The organism is Streptomyces sp. NPDC007157, from assembly GCF_040634235.1.
Taxonomy (GTDB): Bacteria; Actinomycetota; Actinomycetes; order Streptomycetales; family Streptomycetaceae; genus Streptomyces.
In genome coordinates, this window is sequence record NZ_JBEYFE010000014.1 from 219,546 (window position 1) to 237,714 (window position 18,169).

General features: G+C 73.2%; 15 protein-coding genes. 12 read left to right on the plus strand and 3 right to left on the minus strand.

Annotation, left to right across the window (positions count from 1 at the left end; genetic code table 11):
* Positions 1-335 precede the first annotated feature (335 nt).
* The 7 genes from vioD (at position 336) to ABZ642_RS25770 (ending at position 8,175) form a co-directional block, all read left to right on the plus strand.
* Positions 336-1,472 (plus strand): capreomycidine synthase, encoded by a 1,137-nt coding sequence (gene vioD / locus ABZ642_RS25740; RefSeq protein ID WP_360488515.1) that lies wholly within the window; start codon positions 336-338, stop codon positions 1,470-1,472.
* Complete coding sequence (locus ABZ642_RS25745; protein WP_360488518.1) at positions 1,469-3,421, plus strand: non-ribosomal peptide synthetase; 1,953 nt, start codon at positions 1,469-1,471, stop codon at positions 3,419-3,421. Before vioD ends, ABZ642_RS25745 begins: the two co-directional genes overlap by 4 nt.
* A 6-nt stretch (positions 3,422-3,427) precedes the next feature.
* A complete protein-coding gene (vioC, locus tag ABZ642_RS25750) occupies positions 3,428-4,459 on the plus strand; it encodes an arginine beta-hydroxylase, Fe(II)/alpha-ketoglutarate-dependent (protein WP_360488520.1) in 1,032 nt (343 codons plus the stop codon).
* A gap of 7 nt (positions 4,460-4,466) precedes the next feature.
* A complete protein-coding gene (locus tag ABZ642_RS25755; protein ID WP_360488523.1) occupies positions 4,467-5,267 on the plus strand; it encodes a GNAT family N-acetyltransferase in 801 nt (266 codons plus the stop codon).
* A 165-nt stretch (positions 5,268-5,432) separates the two neighbouring features.
* The gene (locus ABZ642_RS25760) at positions 5,433-6,521 is read left to right on the plus strand and encodes a Gfo/Idh/MocA family oxidoreductase (RefSeq protein ID WP_360488526.1); all 1,089 of its coding nucleotides are present in this window, start codon (positions 5,433-5,435) and stop codon (positions 6,519-6,521) included.
* Positions 6,518-7,492, plus strand: a complete 975-nt coding sequence (locus tag ABZ642_RS25765; protein ID WP_360488529.1) for an NAD-dependent epimerase/dehydratase family protein — start codon at positions 6,518-6,520, stop codon at positions 7,490-7,492. The genes ABZ642_RS25760 and ABZ642_RS25765 overlap by 4 nt, the downstream gene beginning before the upstream one ends.
* Positions 7,489-8,175, plus strand: a complete 687-nt coding sequence (locus ABZ642_RS25770; protein WP_360488532.1) for a PIG-L deacetylase family protein — start codon at positions 7,489-7,491, stop codon at positions 8,173-8,175. Before ABZ642_RS25765 ends, ABZ642_RS25770 begins: the two co-directional genes overlap by 4 nt.
* A 59-nt stretch (positions 8,176-8,234) precedes the next feature.
* Here ABZ642_RS25770 and ABZ642_RS25775 read toward each other — a convergent pair whose 3' ends face one another.
* Entirely contained in the window at positions 8,235-9,611 is a 1,377-nt protein-coding gene (locus tag ABZ642_RS25775) for a condensation domain-containing protein (RefSeq protein ID WP_360488535.1), read from the minus strand.
* Between the two features lie 172 nt (positions 9,612-9,783).
* Between ABZ642_RS25775 and ABZ642_RS25780 the strand changes: the two genes are divergently transcribed.
* From ABZ642_RS25780 to ABZ642_RS25795, 4 genes are all read left to right on the plus strand, one after another.
* Positions 9,784-10,461 carry a class I SAM-dependent methyltransferase gene (locus ABZ642_RS25780; RefSeq protein WP_360488538.1) on the plus strand — a complete coding sequence of 226 codons (678 nt, stop codon included), beginning with the start codon at positions 9,784-9,786 and terminating at the stop codon, positions 10,459-10,461.
* A 212-nt stretch (positions 10,462-10,673) separates the two neighbouring features.
* Complete coding sequence (locus tag ABZ642_RS25785; RefSeq protein WP_360488541.1) at positions 10,674-11,720, plus strand: ATP-grasp domain-containing protein; 1,047 nt, start codon at positions 10,674-10,676, stop codon at positions 11,718-11,720.
* 43 nt (positions 11,721-11,763) lie between these two features.
* Positions 11,764-12,525 (plus strand): methyltransferase domain-containing protein, encoded by a 762-nt coding sequence (locus ABZ642_RS25790; protein ID WP_360488544.1) that lies wholly within the window; start codon positions 11,764-11,766, stop codon positions 12,523-12,525.
* The gene (locus ABZ642_RS25795) at positions 12,522-13,574 is read left to right on the plus strand and encodes a glycosyltransferase family 2 protein (protein WP_360488547.1); all 1,053 of its coding nucleotides are present in this window, start codon (positions 12,522-12,524) and stop codon (positions 13,572-13,574) included. The genes ABZ642_RS25790 and ABZ642_RS25795 overlap by 4 nt, the downstream gene beginning before the upstream one ends.
* Here the strand turns inward: ABZ642_RS25795 and ABZ642_RS25800 are convergent.
* Together ABZ642_RS25800 and ABZ642_RS25805 are read right to left on the minus strand one after the other, a co-directional pair.
* Positions 13,559-15,265, minus strand: coding sequence for a CocE/NonD family hydrolase (locus ABZ642_RS25800; RefSeq protein ID WP_360488550.1), 1,707 nt, complete (start codon positions 15,263-15,265; stop codon positions 13,559-13,561). The genes ABZ642_RS25795 and ABZ642_RS25800 overlap by 16 nt on opposite strands.
* A 12-nt stretch (positions 15,266-15,277) precedes the next feature.
* Entirely contained in the window at positions 15,278-16,153 is an 876-nt protein-coding gene (locus ABZ642_RS25805; protein ID WP_360488552.1) for a GNAT family N-acetyltransferase, read from the minus strand.
* Between the two features lie 266 nt (positions 16,154-16,419).
* Between ABZ642_RS25805 and ABZ642_RS25810 the strand changes: the two genes are divergently transcribed.
* Positions 16,420-18,129, plus strand: coding sequence for a carbamoyltransferase C-terminal domain-containing protein (locus tag ABZ642_RS25810; protein ID WP_360488555.1), 1,710 nt, complete (start codon positions 16,420-16,422; stop codon positions 18,127-18,129).
* Positions 18,130-18,169: the final 40 nt, after the last annotated feature.

An 18,169-nucleotide genomic window follows, 5' to 3' on the forward strand; every position in this document is an offset into this window, starting at 1 on the left:
CGACGGGTCACTACGGCCCCGGAAAGTGACCGGGACCCGGCCGGCCGGGTGGACCGTCCCGAGGCGTGGCCGCTCCGGCGCCCGCGCGCCCGCGCGGCTCCGGCCTGCTGTAACGGATGCCCAGGTGGCTGTGGGGTGACCGTGCGACCGCGGGTGCGGACCCTGTCACGTACTCGCGTTACTTGTAACCGTCACACACCTGTTGATGTAATTGGGGCAGTCGGCACCGATTTCCTCCCCGTCGAGTAGAGGCACATTATGTGTGCCTGAACTCGCTCTTCACCGATTTTCACGAGCCCTTATCCGATGAGGTTTTCTTCGTGTCACGGACTCGAATGGAATTAAATGCGGCGCGCCCTGCGGAGCCTCCGGTACTGGAGGAGTGGTACCGGCGTCGGCTCGGGCAGGCGCAGCGCGACATCAGCTCCAGCGGAGTACACCCCTACACCTACGCCGAACTGCGCCGGCTGACCGGCCTGGCGGCGACGGACCTGGACGGCGTCCTCGTCGACGACAGCACCTCGCAGGGCTCGCCCGAGCTGCGCCGGGCCATCGCCGACCGCTATCTCCCCGGGCAGGCCGACCGCGTCATGGTCACCCACGGCTCAAGCGAGGCCATCGCCCTCACCCTGGAGACCCTGCTCGAGCCGGGCGACCGGGTGGTGCTGCCCGACATGCTCTACCACTCGCTCGCCCACTACCCGCGGGCGGCCGGCTGTGTCCCGCACCCGGTGTCCCTGGGCGCGTTCACCGCGGCCGACACCGACCCCCGGGCCATGGAGCGGGCGATCCCCCCGGACACCCGGGCCGTGATCGTCAACTTCCCGCACAACCCCACGGGCGTCACCCTGACCCCGACCGCCTACCGGCGGCTGATCGACCGCGTCGCGGAGATCGACGCGGTCCTGGTCTGGGACGCGGCGACGGCGGAGATGGCCTGGTACGGCCCGGTGCTGCCCGACCCCGGCCCGCGGTACCCACGGACCGTCAGCTACGGCACCTTCTCCAAGGCGTTCGGGCTGCCCGGCCTGCGGGTCGGATGGTGCGCCGCGCCGCCGGAGCTGATCGAGCGCAGTTTCACCGTGCGCGACCGCACCACCCTGTTCCTCTCCCCGCTGGTGGAGACGATCGCCACCGCCGCGATGCGCTCGGCGGACGCCCTGATCGGTCCCCGGCGGACCGAGGCCCGCGCCAACCTGACCGTGCTGGAGAAATGGGTCGCCGAGCACGAGGGCCTGGTCGCCTGGACGCCCCCGAGCGGCGGGGTCTGCTGTCTGCTGGAACTGCCCGGCGTCCCGGACTCCGAACGCTTCTGCACCGAACTCCTGGAGCGGTACGGCACGTTGCTCGTACCCGGCACCGCCTTCGGCGTCGAGGGCGCGGTACGGCTCGGATTCGGCGGCGACGAGAAGGACTTCACCGACGGACTGGAGACACTCTCCGCGTTCCTGCGCGACGGAGGTGGCCGGTGACGGGGGCATCCGGCACGGCGGCCGGGGCCGATGCCCTGTCCCGGCTCTGGCGCGAGGTGGTGACCCGGCATGGTGGCCGCGCCGCCCTCACGGACGGGCGGCGCACCCTGACCTACCGTCAACTCAATCTGACGGTACGGGCCGTGGCCGGACGGCTGGCCGCGGCCGGGGCCGGACCGGGCCGGTACGTGATGCTGGGCGCCCTCGCCCCGCTGGACGCCGTGGTCGGCATGCTGGGCACGCTCGCCGCGGGCGCCGCCTTCGCCGTCCTGGAGGACGGCCTCCCCGAGTCCGCCCGCGCCGCCCGCTGCGCCCGCGTCGACGCGGCCCTGCTCGTGGGCCGGGGTGCCGCGCCCGGCGGGACGGACCTGCCCCCGTGGGTCGACCTGAGCCTCCAACTGGACGGTCCGGCACCGGAGTCGCCCGGGGACGACCCGGGCGACCGTACCGCCGTGCCCGGCGGTCCCGCGTACGCGATGTTCACCTCCGGGTCCACCGGCGAGCCCAAGGCCGTCGAGATCGGACGGGACGCGCTGCACGGCTTCGCCCTGGCCGCGGCCGACCGGCTGGCGCTCGGCCCGGGGGACCGGTGGCTGCAACTGGCCTCCCTCGGCTTCGACGTGGTCGTGGAGGAGGTCTTCCCGGTGCTCGCCCGGGGCGGGACCGTCGTCTGCCGTGCCGATACCGCCGTACCGGACCCCCAGGACCTGCACGCGCTGCTCCGCGACCTCGACGTCACCGTCGTGGAACTGTCCACCCAGTACTGGCGCGAGTACGCGCACTGGCTGGACGTCCGGGGTACGACCACCCCGCTCCCGCTGCGCCGGGTGCTGGTCGGCGGTGAGCGGATGGATCCCGACGACTGGCGGCGCTGGGAGCGCGCCGGGCGGGCCGCGCTCGTGCACGTCTACGGGCTCACCGAGTGCACGGTGACCTCCACCATGTACGAGGGCCCGCTGGCGGACGCCGCCGCCGAGGTGCCCGTCGGCACGCCGCTCGCCAACGCCGAGGTGAGCGTACGCGGACCCGGCCGGCACCCCGTGGTGCCCGGCGAAGTCGGGGAGATCCACATCGGCGGGCCCTCGCTGGCCTCCGGCTACCTCGGCGACCCGGAGCGGACCGCCCGGCAGTTCGTCGCCGGCCCCCGGCCCGGGGACGGCCGGCTGTACGCCACCGGCGACCTCGGCCGCGTCCTGCCCGACGGCAACGTGGAGTTCCACGGCCGGGTGGACGACCAGATGAAGATCCGCGGCCACCGGCTGGAACCCGCCTCGGTGGAACGCCTGCTCGCCGCGGACCCCTCGGTGGCCCAGGCCGTCGTCCTCGCGGACGCCCGCACCCGCAGCACCCTGCTGGCCTGCCTGGTCCCGGCCGGGCCGGCCCCGGCGACACCGCCGGACGGCGTGCTGCCGGTCACCGCCGAGCAGCGCGCCCGGCTGCTGGCCCGGGTCACCGCCGAACTGCCGGGCTGGGCCGCCCCGCAGCGGCTGTTCTGGACGGGAGCCCTGCCGAAGAACGCGCACGGCAAGGTCGACCGCCGAGGCCTCGCCGCGCGGCTCGCCACGGAGAGCCGGACGGAGTCCGGGCCGTCCGGGCCGGGCGCGGCCCCGGCACCCGGCGCCCCCGCCCCCGGCGAATCACCCGCGCCCGCCTCCGCCGCATCCGAGCCCCTCCCCACCGTCCTGCGGCGCTTCCGGGTCCTGCTCGACGACCCGGAGTTCGGCGTCGACGCGGACTTCTTCGCCGGTGGCGGGCAATCGATCCTGGCCATGCGCCTGGTCACCGAGCTCCGCGCCGACTTCCCCGGGACCGTCGGGCTGCGGGCGACGACCGTCTTCGACCACCCGACCCCCCGCCGGCTCGCCCACTGGCTCTCGGCGGCGCGGACCCGGCCCCGTTCGGCGTCGACACCGTTCCCACCGGCCGCACCTAAGGAACATAAGGACTGAACTGCCATGGACACACCCTTCGAGGAGCGGCATGTCCTGCTGCTCACCCCGGACGAGGCGCGGCAGACGGCCGAGCTGACCATCGGCGTCGCGGAGCGCTACACAAGTGACGACGACCCGGCGCTCCTGCTCGACCTGCCCCGGCTCGCCGCCGGACTCCCGGTGCGCACCCAGCGGTTCCTGCGCACCTTCGCCGTCGACGAACCCACCGGCTACTGCGTGGTCAGCGGGCACCTCTTCGACCAGGACCGCATCGGACCCACCCCCGACCACTGGCGCGGCCGGCCCCGGCCCAACCGGGAGTTCCCCGAGGAGATCCTCGTCCTGCTCTACGCGGCGCTGCTCGGCGAGCCGTTCGGCTGGACCACCCAGCAGGACGGCCGGCTGGTGCACGACATCTTCCCCGTCCGCCGTCACGAGCACGACCAACTTGGCCTGGGCAGCGCAGAGTTGCTGACCTGGCACACCGAGGACGCCTTCCATCCGCACCGCGGCGACTATCTGGTGCTGGCGTCCCTGCGCAATCCCGACCAGGTCGCCACCACGGTGGGTTCCTACGCCGGCGGATCGCTCTCCGACGACGACCTGGAGGTGCTGTTCGAGGAGCGCTTCCACATCGCGCCCGACGAGTCGCACCTGCCCAAGAACAACTCCGCGCGGGTCGACGGCGACGCCGAGCGGTTCGCCACCATCGAGCGGCTGATCCACGAACGCCGCCCGGTGGCGGCCCTGTTCGGCCCGCGGGAGGAGCCGTACCTGCGGCTGGACCCGTACTTCATGGAGGTCCCCGAGGACGACCCGGAGGCGCGCCGCGCCCTGGACAACCTGATCGCGGTCGTGGACGACGGACTGCGCGAGGTCGCCCTGGAACAGGGGGACTGCCTGGTCGTCAACAACCACCGCGTGGTCCACGGCCGGGTGCCCTTCACCGCCCGCTACGACGGCACCGACCGCTGGCTCAAGCGCATCAACGTCACCCATGACCTGCGCCGCTCGCGCACCATGCGCGCGAGCTCCGGCAACCGCCTGATCGGCTGACGCGGCCATGGCGGACCTGCCGGCCCTCACGGTCACCACTCTGGAGAAGGCACCCGAGCTGGAACCGGCCGTCGACGAGCTGACCACGGACAACATGCCCGTGTTCATGAGCTGGGAGTCGCCCGGCAACTGGCGCTGGCACCGGCTCTACGACACCCATCCGGCCCACCAGATCTGCGTGCTGGACGAGGAGCGGCGGCTGGTCGCCGCGGCCAACGGGCTGCCGGTCTCCTGGGACGGCACGGTCGCCGGGCTACCGGGGGGATCGGACGACGTACTGGTCTCCGCGTTCGACGGACCGGCCGGCGCCGATCCCGACACCCTGTGCATGCTCTCCGTCAGCGTGTCGCCCCGGCTGCGCGGCACCGGCCTGGCCGAACGGCTGCTCGGCCACGCCCGGGACACGGCGCGCGCCGCGGGCCTGCGCGGGGTGGTCATCCCGGTCCGCCCCACCCGCAAGGCCCGCTACCCGCTCGTCCCGATGGCCGAGTACGCCCGCTGGCGGCGCCCGGACGGCACGCCGTTCGACCCCTGGCTGGCCACCCACGCCGCGCTGGGGGCCGAACTGCTCGCTCCCTGCGACCGCTCGCTGGTGATCAGCCAGCCCGCCGCCCGCTGGGAGGAGGTGGCCGGACACCCGCTGCCGGGCCCCGCCCGTCATCTCGTGCCCGGTGCGCTCGCCCCCCTGGAGGTCTCGGCGGACGGCCAGGGCGTCTACGCGGAACCCAACTTCTGGGTGTTCCACCCGGCCCGCCCCGCGCATCCGGCCCACCCGGCGGACCTGTCCGCCCTCCCGGCCGCCACCTGACCGCCCTCGACCCGTCCCCTTCCTCGACCCGTCCCCTTCCTCGACCCGTCCCCTTCCTCGACCTGTCCCCTTCCTCGACCCGTCCTCTTCCTCGACCTGTCCCCTTCCTCGACCCGTCCTCTTCCTCGATCCACCCCCCTTACGACCACACCCGAGGAGTCGCCCATGCAACCGCTGCGACTGGCCGTCGTCGGCTGCGGTGCCGCCGCCCGGTCCTGTCATCTGACCGCGCTGCCGCACGTCCCGCAGATCCGGCTCACCGCCCTGATCGACCCGGACCCCGAGCAGGCCCGTGCCGCCCTGCGGTGGTACACCGACCAGGGCGGCTCCGCCGAGGACGTGGTGATCGCCCGCTCGGTGGAGGAGGCCGCCGACGCCTTCGACGCGGCCGTCGTCGCCGTACCGCACACCGCGCACGCCGCCGTCGCCGGGGACCTGCTGGCCCGGGGCAAGCACGTGCTGCTGGAGAAGCCGATGGCGACCTCCGCCGCGGATGCCGAGGCCCTCGCCGCCGCGGCGGCCGCGGCCCCGGACACCCACCTGGTCATGGCCCACCCCCGCCGGCTGTTCCCGGCCAACGCCTGGGTGCGCGGGCTGATCCAGGACGGCGGCCTGGGCACCGTGACCCGGGTCCGCTGGACCGAGGGCCACCCCTACAGCTGGGAGCCGGTCTCCTGGTCGATGTTCGACCGCCGGCTCGCGGGCGGCGGTGTCCTCACCGACACGGCCTCCCACGTCTTCGACATCCTGCTGTGGTGGCTCGGCCCGGACGTCGAGGTCGTCGACTACGTGGACGACAGCCTCGGCGGGGTCGAGGCGGACGCCGTCGCCACCCTGCGCATCGGGGGCGTGGAGACCGTGCTGGAGCTGAGCAGGGTCCGCGCCCTCGGCATCAGCTGCGTCGTCACCGGCACCGAGGCCGAGGTAAGCGTCGGCACCGACTTCCCGGCCGGCGAGTGCACGCTGATCACCGCCTCCGGCGAGGAACTGCACCGCGGCGACGTACGGGCCGTACCGCCGGCCCAGGACGAGTGGGACGACCTGTTCGTGGAGCAGCTGCGCAACTTCGCCGCGGTGTGCTCCGGCGCGGACGTGGCGCCGCACGCCACCGCCGAGGACGGCCTGCGGGTCGCCCGGCTGATCGAGCAGTGCTACACGGGGCCCGCGCGGCGCCCGCTGGCCCAGCCCTGGCTGACCGGGACGACGCTGACCGGGACGACGCTGACCGGGACCACTTCGAGGAGCGTGGCATGAACGACTTCGCGGGCAGGCGCATCGCGGTCACCGGCGCCAGCGGGTTCATCGGCGGACGCGTGGTGGAGCGGCTGGCGCTGGGCACCGGGGCCGAGGTCCGTGCCCTGGTGCGCGGTTACGGCCGGGTCGCCCGGCTCTCCGTGCTGCCGCAGGACCGGCTGGCCTTCCGGACCGTGGACCTGGACAGCCCGCAGAGCCTGAGCAAGGCCCTGCACGGCTGCGACCTGGTGGTGCACTGCGCGTTCGGGTCGCAGGGCGAGGTGGCGGACCGCTGGCGCACCACCGTCGACGGCACCGCGCAACTGCTCGCCGCGGCCAAACTCGCCGGTGTGGAGCGGCTGGTGCACGTCAGCACCGTCGACGTCTACGACACCACCGGGCTGACCCGCTTCGACGAGACCGCCCCGGCGCTCGCCGAGGACCCGGACGACCGCGAGTACGAGCAGCAGAAGGCCGCCGCCGAACGGCTGGTGCTGGCCGCGCACGGCGACGGCCCCGACATCGTGGTGATTCAGCCCGGGGTGGTCTACGGGCCCTGGGGCGGCCAGTGGACGACCGCGCAACTCACCCGCCCGGCGGCGGAGTTCGACGAGCTGCCGGTCACCGGTGCCGGCGGCGCCTGCAACGCGGTGTACGTCGACGACGTCGCGGACGCCGTACTGGCCGCCCTCACCGAACCCGCGGCGGCCGGGCGGAAGTTCCTCGTCAACGGGCCCGACGAGCCGGACTGGGGGGCGTTCTTCGACCGGCTGCGCGGCATCCGCGGGCTGCCCGCCCCGAGCGGCACCGCCACCGGCGGGGCCGTCCCCGACTGGGAGCAGGCCCTCTACGCCAGCCCGGCCCGCGCGGACGCCGCCCGCGCCGCCGAGGTGCTCACCGCGCCCCGGACCACACTGGACGAGGGCATGGAGCGCACGGCCGAGTGGGCCCGCTGGGCCGGGTACGGCGCCCCGGGCGGAGCCGCCCGGTGACCCGGGTCCTGGTGATCGCCCCGCACCCCGACGACGAGGTCATCGGCTGCGGTGGCTCCATCGCCAAGCTCGCGCAGTCCGGCGCGGAGGTCACGGTCGTCATCGTGATCCGCCGGGAGCGCGGACTGCGCGACCGGGAGGTCGGGGCCGAGGAGTTCGCGGCGGAGACCACCGACGCCTGCCGGGTGCTCGGCGTCAAGCGGTGCATCACCCTGGACGAGCCGTCCCGTGACTTCGCCGCCGACCGCCGCCTGCACCTGGCCGTCGTCAAGGTGCTGCGCGAGGTGCGCCCGGACCGGGTGTACCTGCCGCACCGCGACGACGGGGACGTGGAGCACCGGGCCGTCCACCGGCTGGGCCTGGAGGCACTGTGGATGGCGGAGTCCGACTTCTTCGAGGAGGCCGGGCCGCCCTCCCCGCCGCCGTCCCTGGTGCTCGGCTACGAGGTCTGGGCCCCGCTCGGCGAGGCCCAGTACACCGAGGACGTCACCGACCAGATCGAGCTGAAGGTGGCGGCCATGCGCTGCTACCGGTCCCAGCTGCGGCACGCCGCCTGGGACGAGGCGGTCCGGGGGCTGGCGTCCTACCGGGCCGTCACCAGCGCGGGCCACGGCCACAGCGAGGCCTTCGAGGTGATCCGGATGGTCACGCCCGTCCCTGCCCCGGCCGGCTTCCGGCCCTGATCCGGCCGGGCCGGTCCGGGAGCCGACCGTGCGGTCCCCGGCCCGGCCCGGCCCGGTCGTCAGTCCGTCCGCAGCACGTCCGCGATCGCCGTGTCCGGAGCACTCAGGAACCTGTGCACCAAGGAGGTGAACTCATGAGCCAGATCCCGCACCCCTTCCTCGCCGAAGACGTCCGCCGGGAAGAGCACGGTGAAGTCCACGCCGCTGTCGTCGACCGAGGCGAACACCTCCAGGCTCTCGATCTGGTGCTGGTCACCGGGCACCTCGGTCGGTTCCACCGACAGACCGCCGGCCTCGCGGCTGCCGCCGCTCCAGCCGCCGGGCGCCACGTCGAAGAAGGTGCAGGGACGTTCGAGCAGCCGTCCCAGCATGTGCGGGGCGAGCGCGGAGGTCACCTCGGGCGCCGGCACCTGGCCCAGCCGCTGGGTCTCCAGCACGGCCGAGCGGACCGTGCGGCTCAGCTCCTTGAACGTCTGGGCGGGGTTGATCCGCACTCGCACGGTGGCGTAGGTGGACAGGAAGGCCACCAGGTCCAGCAGGTGCTCCTCGGTGCGCCGGGTCACCGGTATCAGCGCCGCGAGGTCGCTGCGCCCGCTGCGGGCGTGCAGCGCGCACAGGTAGGCGGTGAACAGCACGACGAACGGGGTGGCACGGGCCGACCGGCAGTACTGGGTGAGCAGTTCGCAGGTCTCCGGCGGCAGCGAACCGTCGAACGTGCCCACCGCGTAGCGGTCGTTGGTCTCGCGCAGCATCCCGGGCAGGTGCACCGGGGCGTTGGTGCCGATGCCGTCGAGCAGCTCCGCGAAGCGGGCGATCAACTGCCGGGGGCTCGGGTCGCGGCCCAGCCACTGCGCCTCCCAGCGCACGAAGTCCGCGTAGGTGAAGCGCTGTTCGGGCAGCTTGGCCTCACGGCCCTCGACGGCCGCGGCGTACAGCTCCCACAGCTCGTTCACCAGGATCTCGAACGACTGGCCGTCCACCACCAGGTGGTCGACCGCGAGGCCCAGCAGATGGTCCTCCTGGCCCAGGCGGTAGACGACACCGCTCAGGAGCAGTCCGCCGTCCAGGTCGAGGTTCTGGCTCAGGTAGGTGCCGGCCCGGCGCAGGGCCTCGGCCGGCCGTTCGTCCTCCGGCAGCCCGGTGAGGTCCTCGCGGTGCGGTGCGAAGGGGCGGGGCGCCCGGATCTCCTGGCGGCCGGCCCGGCCCCGGTCGGGGAAGGCCACGCGCAGCGCCTCGTGGCGGGCGACGAGCGTGGTCAGCGCCGAGCCCAGTGCGTCGATGTCGAGGGGGCCGGTCAGCCGGAAGCCCCGGCCGAACATACGGACCTCGACCCCGAGGTCATGCTGCTCGACCCACTCCTGGATCGCCAGGCGGTCTATCTGGTCGGACAGCAGCGGAAGCCCTTCGGAGTGGCTTCCCTCATTCGCCGTGCGCATGCGAAATCTCCCTCCGGAAATGAAAAGGAAATGGCGGGCCTGGAAGCGCCCGGCACGAAAATCGAGACTACTGAATGGAGCGGTCGTGATGCAATACGAATCACGCGGCGATTTCTTCGGAGAGTATGCCGATGTTTATGCCGGGGCGCCGTACAATGATTTCACCGAGGAAGTGGCGAAAAAGCTGCCCGATCTGATTTCCTGTTACCGGGCCGGTGCCGGATCGCTGCTCGACCTGGGCTGCGGCACGGGCACGCTGCTGGTCGCGCTGGCCGGTCGCTTCGACCGGCTGACCGGCGTGGACCAGTCGGCGGACATGCTGCGGCACGCCGAGACCGCCGCCCGCCTGGCCCAAGTCACCGTCGAGTTCACCCGCGCCGACCTGCGGGAGTACCGCCCCGACCGGCCGCACTCCGTGGTCACCTGCACCTACAACACCTTCAACTACCTGGTCGACGAGGACGATCTGCGCCGCGCGGCCCGCACCCTGCGGGCGGCCACCGCGGACGGCGGCCTGGCGATCCTCGACGCCCACCCCGTCTGGTTCGTTGAACGTGCCTGGTCAGGCAGGGTGTACGTGGAGCAGAACAGCGAGGACGTCCTGGAGGTCTGGGAGAACCCCTACGACGCCGCGAGCGGGCGGGTGGACACCACGGTCACCGTCGTGCGCCGCACCCCGGACGGCGGCTGGCACCGCATCCACGAGGTGCATCCACAGCGCGGCCTGGACCCGGAGACGGTGACCGACGCCCTGCGCGCGGCCGGCTTCACCAGCGTGGACACTTACGCCGGACTGGACCGTGAACCGGTGCGCGAGGACACCCAGCGGGTCTGGTACGTGGCCAGGTGACCGAAACTCTCGTGATATGCGGGATCGGCTCCGGAATGGACAGGTCGCTCGCCCGTGTGAAAGAAATAGGCGTGCGGACCGTGGTCGTGACGGACCTGATCACCGAACGCGTCGAAAAACACGCCGATATTCATCTGCGAGCCGACCCGGACGACTTCGGGAGCGTCCTCTCGGTAATTCGGGCCGAGCGACTGGGAAGAATATCGGGGGTCATGACCCTCGGATATGACAATCCACCGGTCGTGGCCCGCCTGGCCGCCGAGCTGGGCTGCCCCGGCGTGCCCGTCGAGGTGGCCGACCTGTGCACCCTCAAGGACCGCAGGATCGCCGCGCTGGACCGGGCCGGACTCGCCGTGCCCCGGTTCGCCGTCGCCACCACCGTCGACGCGGCGCTCGCCGGTCTGGAGCGCGTCGGACTGCCCGCGGTGGTCAAGCCCAGCGACCGCACCGGCTCCCTGGGCGTCGCCAAGCTGGACGCCCGCGAGCGTGCGCGGGAGCCGGTCGAGCGGGCGCTCGCGCTGAGCCCGACCGGACGGGTCGTGGTGGAGGAGTACCTGTCCGGCACCGAGCACACCGTGGCCGGGTTCGCCGTCGACGGCCTGCTGCACGTCACCGGGTTCGCCGACCGCGAGTACGGCGAGAAGGAGCGCTTCTTCCCGCACTTCTTCGAGGGCGGCGACACCCTGCCCAGCGTCCTGGACGCGGCACAGCGGGCCGACGTCGTCGGGACGGTCCAGCGGGGCGTGGACGCGCTCGGCCTGACCACCGCCGTCGTCAACACCGACATCCTGCGCACCCCCGACGGGCGGGTGTACCTGCTGGAGATCACCTGCCGGCTGACCGGCGCCCGGATCGCCACCGAGGTCATGCCGCTCGCCACCGGAGTGGACCCGCTGCCCAACGCCGTCCGCCTGGCCCTCGGCCGCCCCTTGGTCCCAGAGGAACTGCGCCCCACCCGGGACCGTGCCGTCGTCCAGCGGTACCTGCCCGCCGACGGCGGCACCGTCGACTCGGTCGGCGACCTGGACGCACTCGCCCGCACTCCCGGCGTCCACGACGTCTTCTGGGGCCTGGACCTCGCCCCCGGCACCGTCCTGCCCGCCTACCGCGGCGGCGACGAGGTACTGGCCGGGACCATCACCAGCGGCCCCGACGTGGCCACCGCCGAAGCCCTGGCCGCCCGGGTGCTGTCCCGGCTGCCGCTGCGCCTCACCGGCCCCTCCGGGGCGCCCACGACTCCGTACGAACCGCCCCACTGACCACCCGCTGACACCTGCCGACCCCCACTGACAAGGAACGCCGATGACCACAGCGTACGAACACTGGTCCGACACCTACGAGTTGTTCGAGGGCGCCATGGCCGAGGACACCTGGCGCCTGGGCATCGGGGCCGAACTGGCCAAGCTGGCCGCCCCCGGCCCGGTCCGCGTCCTCGACCTCGGTGCCGGCACCGGCATGGGCAGCCGGGTGCTGGCCGACCTGGTCCCGCAGGGCGAGGTCACCTCGCTGGACCGCTCGGCGGCGATGCTGGAGCACGGCGGCATCCCGCCCGAGCTGCGCATCGTCGGCGACATGGCGCGCTTCACCGCCGAGCCCGACTCCTTCGACTTCGTGGTCTCCGGGTTCGACGCCCTCAACTACCTGACGGCCGCCGACCTCGCCGACTGCCTGGGCCATGCGGCCGCCGCCCTGCGCCCCGGCGGCCACCTGGTCTTCGACTACTCCTCCCGCAAGGTCCTCCAGGAGGACTGGCGCGACCTGGAGCACGAGGAGAGCCGCGACGGAGTCCGGCTGCACCGCACCCACCGCTGGGACCCGGTGCTGGCCCGCAGTCGCTCGGTGCTCTCCCTGTACGGGGCGGACGGCCTGCTGTGGCGCGAGACCCATGTGCAGTACGTGGTCGACCCGTTCACCATGGAGGAGCTCGGCCGGGTGGCCGGCCTGCGCACGGTCCGGGTCCGTGACATCGACGGCGACGGCTTCACCCCCGGCCACACCACGCACGTCTACGTGCTGCGCAAGGAGGGGCCGCAGGGCGTCCCGGACACCGGGGAGCTGGCATGACCGCCACGCCGAGCCCAGACGAGGTGCTCGCCGGCACCAGCGTGATCATCGCGCTCCGCGACGACGTACGGATCCTCGAGTGCATCGACTCGGTCGACGAGGACGTGGAGATCGTGCTGGCCCTCAACGGCGCCACCGACGAGATCCGCCGCCTGCTGCGCGAGCACCCGAGGCCGCTGACCGTCACCGAGATCCCCGACGCGGGCAACCTCGGCGCCGCCTACAACGCCGGCGCCGAGGCGGCGCGCGGACGCTATCTGCTGCTGATGGACTCGGACTGCACCTTCGCCCCCGGCGTGGTCCGCATGATGGCCACGGCCGTCGCCACCGACCCCGTGGTCAAGGGACAGGTCGTGTACGGCGAGTCCGGCAGCCTGATGAGCCGACTCACCGCCCGGGTCCGGGAGTACGACGAGGGCGAGTACGTCAGCGCCCTCTCCCCGCCGCTCATCTACGACCGGGCGATCGTTCAGCACATCGGCGGCTACCACTTCGACGGCCTGATCCACTGGTGCGAGGACCGCGAGTTCGACTTCCGGCTGCAACTGGCCGGCATCCCGGTCCGCCACGTCCCCGAGGCCCGTATCTTCCACGACGCCCAGGTCGGCCTGCAGAACATGCGCAGCTACTTCCGCTACGGCGTCGGCGAGGGCATCGCCCAGGAGACCGGCGTCTTCACCACGCCCGCCGTCCCCGTCCTGTGGCGCCTGTACGAGGCGACCCGCACCCTGGTCGGCTGCGCCCGGCACAAGGGGGCGGGAGCCGCCGCCTACTACGCCCTGCTCAAGGCGGCGTTCCACACCGGCACCCTGTACCACCTGCTGCGCGACCCCTACCGGGTACGGCCGCGGTACCCGGCCACCGCCGCCCGGGCCCGGATGCTGCGCGCGATCCCGCAGCACTGCACCGAGCTGACGCCCGCCCAGCGCGAGCGGCTGCGCCGGGCGCACCTGCGGGCCGGGCGGCGGATCGTCCCGCTCAGGGACCTCTCCGTCCTCCACCGCGACGGCGGGCCCAGGCCCGAGCCGTCGCCTCAGGCGGCGTCGTGAGCGTCCGGCAGACCGGGGCAGACCGGGAGCAGCAGCCGCGAGGGCCGGCCGGGCCCGTGGTGGACCCGGTTGACCGCGGTGACGACCGGGGCGTCGGCCAGGGTCAGCGGGGTGCCGCCGGTGTTCGGATTGGCGTCGAAACGCGGGAAGTTGCTGCTGGAGACCTCCAGCCGGACCCGGTGCCCGGGCTGGAAGACATGCACGACGGTCCCGGCCGACACCGGCAGGGCGTGGACCGAGTCCGGGGCCGGCGGACGCACCCCGTCCCGCCGGGCCCGGTGGCCGACCCGGACGACGCCGTCGCAGAGGATCTCCGCGCGGCCGTCCGGGTACACGTCGACCAGCTTGGCGGTGAAGTCGGTGTCGGGCGCGGACGAGGAGACGTACAGCTCCGCGACGACCTGCCCGGACACCACCAGGGGCGCGTCGAGCCGCGGACCGGTGTAGCAGAGCACGTCGGGGCGGTCCTCCACGGCGCGCTGGTCCAGCGGGCCGCAGTCGGCGCCGACGAGCAGGCCCGTCATGCAGGTGGCCCCGCCGGCGGTCGGGACGGGGTCGCGCGGGTCGTACCGGTACGTGTCCGCGCCGCTCCGCCGGGGCGGTTCGGACCGCAGTACGCCCGTGCCGTGCCGGGTGCGGGCGTCCCCGTCGCTGCCGAGGTGCAGCGCGAGCGGCGTGCTGTCCGCGCCGGGCCGACCGGCGGGGGAGACCCAGCGGTCCACCCCGCCGGCGAACACCCGTACCGCCGGGCCCGCGTCACCCGGGTCGTGCTTCAAGTGGTGGTCGAAGAAGGCGAGATGAGCGCCCGTCATGTCGAACTCCGCCTCGTCGGCGGCCAGTCCGAAGCGACGCTCGGGGAAGACGCCCCCGGTCACGCAGTGCGACCACGGGCCGACCACCAGCCGGTCTCCGGGCCGGGGCGACGGACCGCACAGGGTGCCCGGCAGGAAGATGTCGTACCAGCCGCCGACGACCAGCGCCGGGGGCCGTCGCGCGTCCGGGGCGGCGGTGAGCCCGCGCCAGTGGGCGTCGGCATCCGGGTGCTCCAGCCACTCACGGTAGTAGGGCGCGAGCCGGTCCAGCAGGGGCAGCGCCCGCCAGGGCGCCCGGTACAGCTCGTCGATGCCGTCCAGCGCCCGCTCGACCGCGCGGACGTCCGCGTCCATGCCGCCGGCCCGACCGACCTGGCCGTGCAGCAGGTCGCCCAGCACCCAGTGCAGACAGAACCCGAGCTGGAAGGCGCCGCCCAGGTAAGTCCAGCCGTCGTACGGGTCGGCCGCGGCGACATGCGGGGCGATCGCCCGCAGCGCCGGCGGCCCGGCGGCCGCCGCGTGCCACTGGGCGGCGCCCTCGTAGGACCGCCCGAGCATGCCCACGGCGCCGTCGCACCAGGCCTGGCGGGCGGCCCACTCGACGGTGTCCCGGCCGTCGCCCGCGTCGTCGGCGAACGGCCGGAAGACACCGCCGGACGCGTACCGGCCGCGTACGTCCTGGACCACCAGGCAGTAGCCCGCCTCGACCAGCCGCATCCAGTTCAGCGAACGGCCCCCCGCCGAGGCCCCCTTGTCGTACGGGGTCCGCTGGAGGAGGGCGGGCAGGGGGCGGGCGGTGTCCGGGCGGTACACGTCCGCCCGCAGCACCGCACCGTCACGCATCGGGACGGGCACGTCCCGGTCGATCACGAGTCGCACGGACTTCCTCTCTCAGCCGGCCGAGCGGGCGTAGGTGGGGTAGTGCAGGACCGAGCAGCCGAACCCGAGCTTGAACCGGTTGATCCCGGCCGTCTTGCCGTCCGCCTCGCCGGTGGATATGCCGCTCAGATCGAAATGCGCCAGACCCCGGTCCGCCGCCCATTCGATGGTCTCGAAATGCACGTAGTTCATCGAACCGTCGACGCGGTGGTCCGGATGCGTCGCCACAAACCGGGCCTCCAGCGAACTCCGGTTCTCGAAACATATGGATCCGGCCGCCACCCGCCCCTCGGAAAGCGCGGTGAAAAGGTGGACCGACGGGTGTGTCAGCAGATCGCGCAGCAGATCCAGGGGGGCGAGGTCGGGTGAATCGGCCCGGATCATCGCCGGTGCGTAGAAGTCGTAGAACTCGTCTATCCGGCCGGGGTCGGCGGCGAATTCGAGACCGCTGCGCAGCGCGCGGCGCACCCGGCTGCGGGTGCTCGGACGCATTCGGGCGAGGATCGCCTCGGCGCCGCCGTGGGTGGGCACAAGACCGGTGGCGTAGGGCGGGGCGGGGCGGTAGCCGGCGGCCTCCAGCACCTCGGGGAAGTCCCACTCGGGGAGCAGCACCAAGGTGGCGGGACCCAGCTGGGACACGCCGCTGAGCAGGGCGGACAGCAGTTCTGGGCGCGGGGTGCCGGCCGGTCCCTTCCACAGGAACCAGCCGTCCCGGCCGGCGTCCTCCAGCAGCGCCGTGGCCCACCGGCCGCCGGGACCGCCGACCCGCAGCAGTCGGACCGGATCGCCGCGCCCCGCCAGCAGCCGGAAGCGTCCGGCGCTCTGGTGGAAGTCCTCGGCCGGGACGTCCGCCTCGTCGGGAACGTCGGCTGTGCTTTCCGGATGCATGATCAAACGAAGCATGGAGTGCCCTTTCTTCTGGTTTCTCGCGCGTGGAAATCGGAAGTGTCCAGCGGTTTTCGAGGCATGCAGAAAAACGGGAAAGTGCAGAGAACAGACCGGGCTGACCGGCGGGTTTCCGCTCGGTGCGGTCTCGGAGAAGGAAAGAGGCCGGCGCCTATTTCTTCGGCGCGGTATCGCTGCTAATTTCTAGCGCACCGGTCGTCGTCCGTCAATTACCGGGCCCATGGGCCGTTCGAAGGGAATGACTTGTCATGCGAATTCTCGGTGTGAATGGCTGGCCCGGCGCCAGCCACGACGGGTCCGCCTGCCTCCTGGTCGACGGGAAGGTGGTGGCGTTCGCCGAGGAGGAACGCTTCACCCGGCACAAGCACGGCTACGGCGAGGCACCCCTGCACGCCGCCGCGTTCTGCCTGGCGGAGGGCGGCCTCGCCCTGGAGGACATCGACGTCGTCGCGCACGGCTGGGACATGCCCTCGCTGCTGACCCGGCGCGGACTGGACTGGTTCCCCGACACCGCCACCGCGCTGGACTTCCTCCTCCCGCGCGAACTGTTCCCGCGCGGCCGCGACCCCGAGCTGGTCTTCGTCCCGCACCACACCGCCCACGCGGCCAGCGCCTACTACTTCTCCGGGCGTCCGGACGGCGCGGTCCTCGTCCTCGACGGGCAGGGCGAGTGCGAGAGCGCCACCCTCGCCTCGGCCGTCGACGGCGAGCTGAAGGTGCTGGAGTCCGTCCCGCCCGGCTGGTCGCTCGGCTACTTCTACGCCGCCGTCTGCCAGTACGCCGGACTCGGCGCCGACGCCGCCGGCAAGACCATGGGCCTCGCCCCCTACGGCACCCCCGGCGACCTCACCTTCGGCGGCGGACTGACCTTCCTGGACGACGGGTACGCCGTCGGGCCGGTACCGCGCTCCCTGCTGTCCACCGGCAGCACCGACGAGGAGACCGACACCCTGCGGCTCTGGCTCGCCCACCTGGAGAAGACCAGCGCCCTGCCGCCCAACCGCACCGGCCGCCACTACGACCGCGAGCGCGGCCGTTACGTCCGGCGTACCGAGCGCGACCCCTACGAGTACCGGGACCTCGCCGCCACCGCCCAGGAGGCCCTGGAACACTCGGTCGTCACGATGGCCCGACGGCTGCTGCGCGAGACCGGTCAGGACACCCTGCTGGTGGCCGGCGGCGTCGGCTTCAACGCGACCCTCAACGGCAAGCTGGCCCGGCTGCCCGAGGTGCGCGACCTGTTCGTGCAACCCCTCGCCGGCGACCAGGGCGTCAGCCTCGGCGCGGCCGGCTGGGTCGCCGCTCAACACGGCGAGACCGTCGCGCCGATGACCGGCACCCTCGCCTGGGGCGAGCAGTGGGACGCCGACGCCGTGCGCCGGGTGCTGTACAAGCAGGGCGTCCGGCACACCGAGCCCGCCGACATCGCCGACGCGGTCGCCGGACTGCTCGGCCGCGGCGAGATCGTCGGCTGGCACCAGGGTCGCGGCGAGGGCGGCCCGCGGGCGCTGGGCCACCGCTCCATCGTGACCGCGCCCTTCCCGGTGGCCAAGCGCGACCGCATCAACCTCACCGTCAAGGACCGTGAGTGGTGGCGGCCGTTCGCGCCCAGCATGCGCCTGGAGGAGGCCGCCACCCTGCTCGGCGACGACACCCCGCTGCCGTACATGATCGTCACCACCCCCGTGCCGGAGGCCGGACAGGCCGCTATGCCCGCCGTGATCCACGTCGACGGCACCACCCGCCCGCAGACGGTCACCGCCGAGGACGACCCGCTCTACCACCGGCTGCTGGGGCGCGTCGCCGACCACACCGGACACGCGGTGGTGCTCAACACGTCCTTCAACGGCCGTGACGAGCCGGTCGTATGGACCCCCGCCGACGCGCTCGCCACCTTCGCCCGCAGCCCGCTCGACGCCCTCGCGCTCGGACCGTTCCTCGTCCGCCGCACCGGCTGACTCCGGCCGGTCCGCCGTACCGGCTGACTCCGGCCGGTCC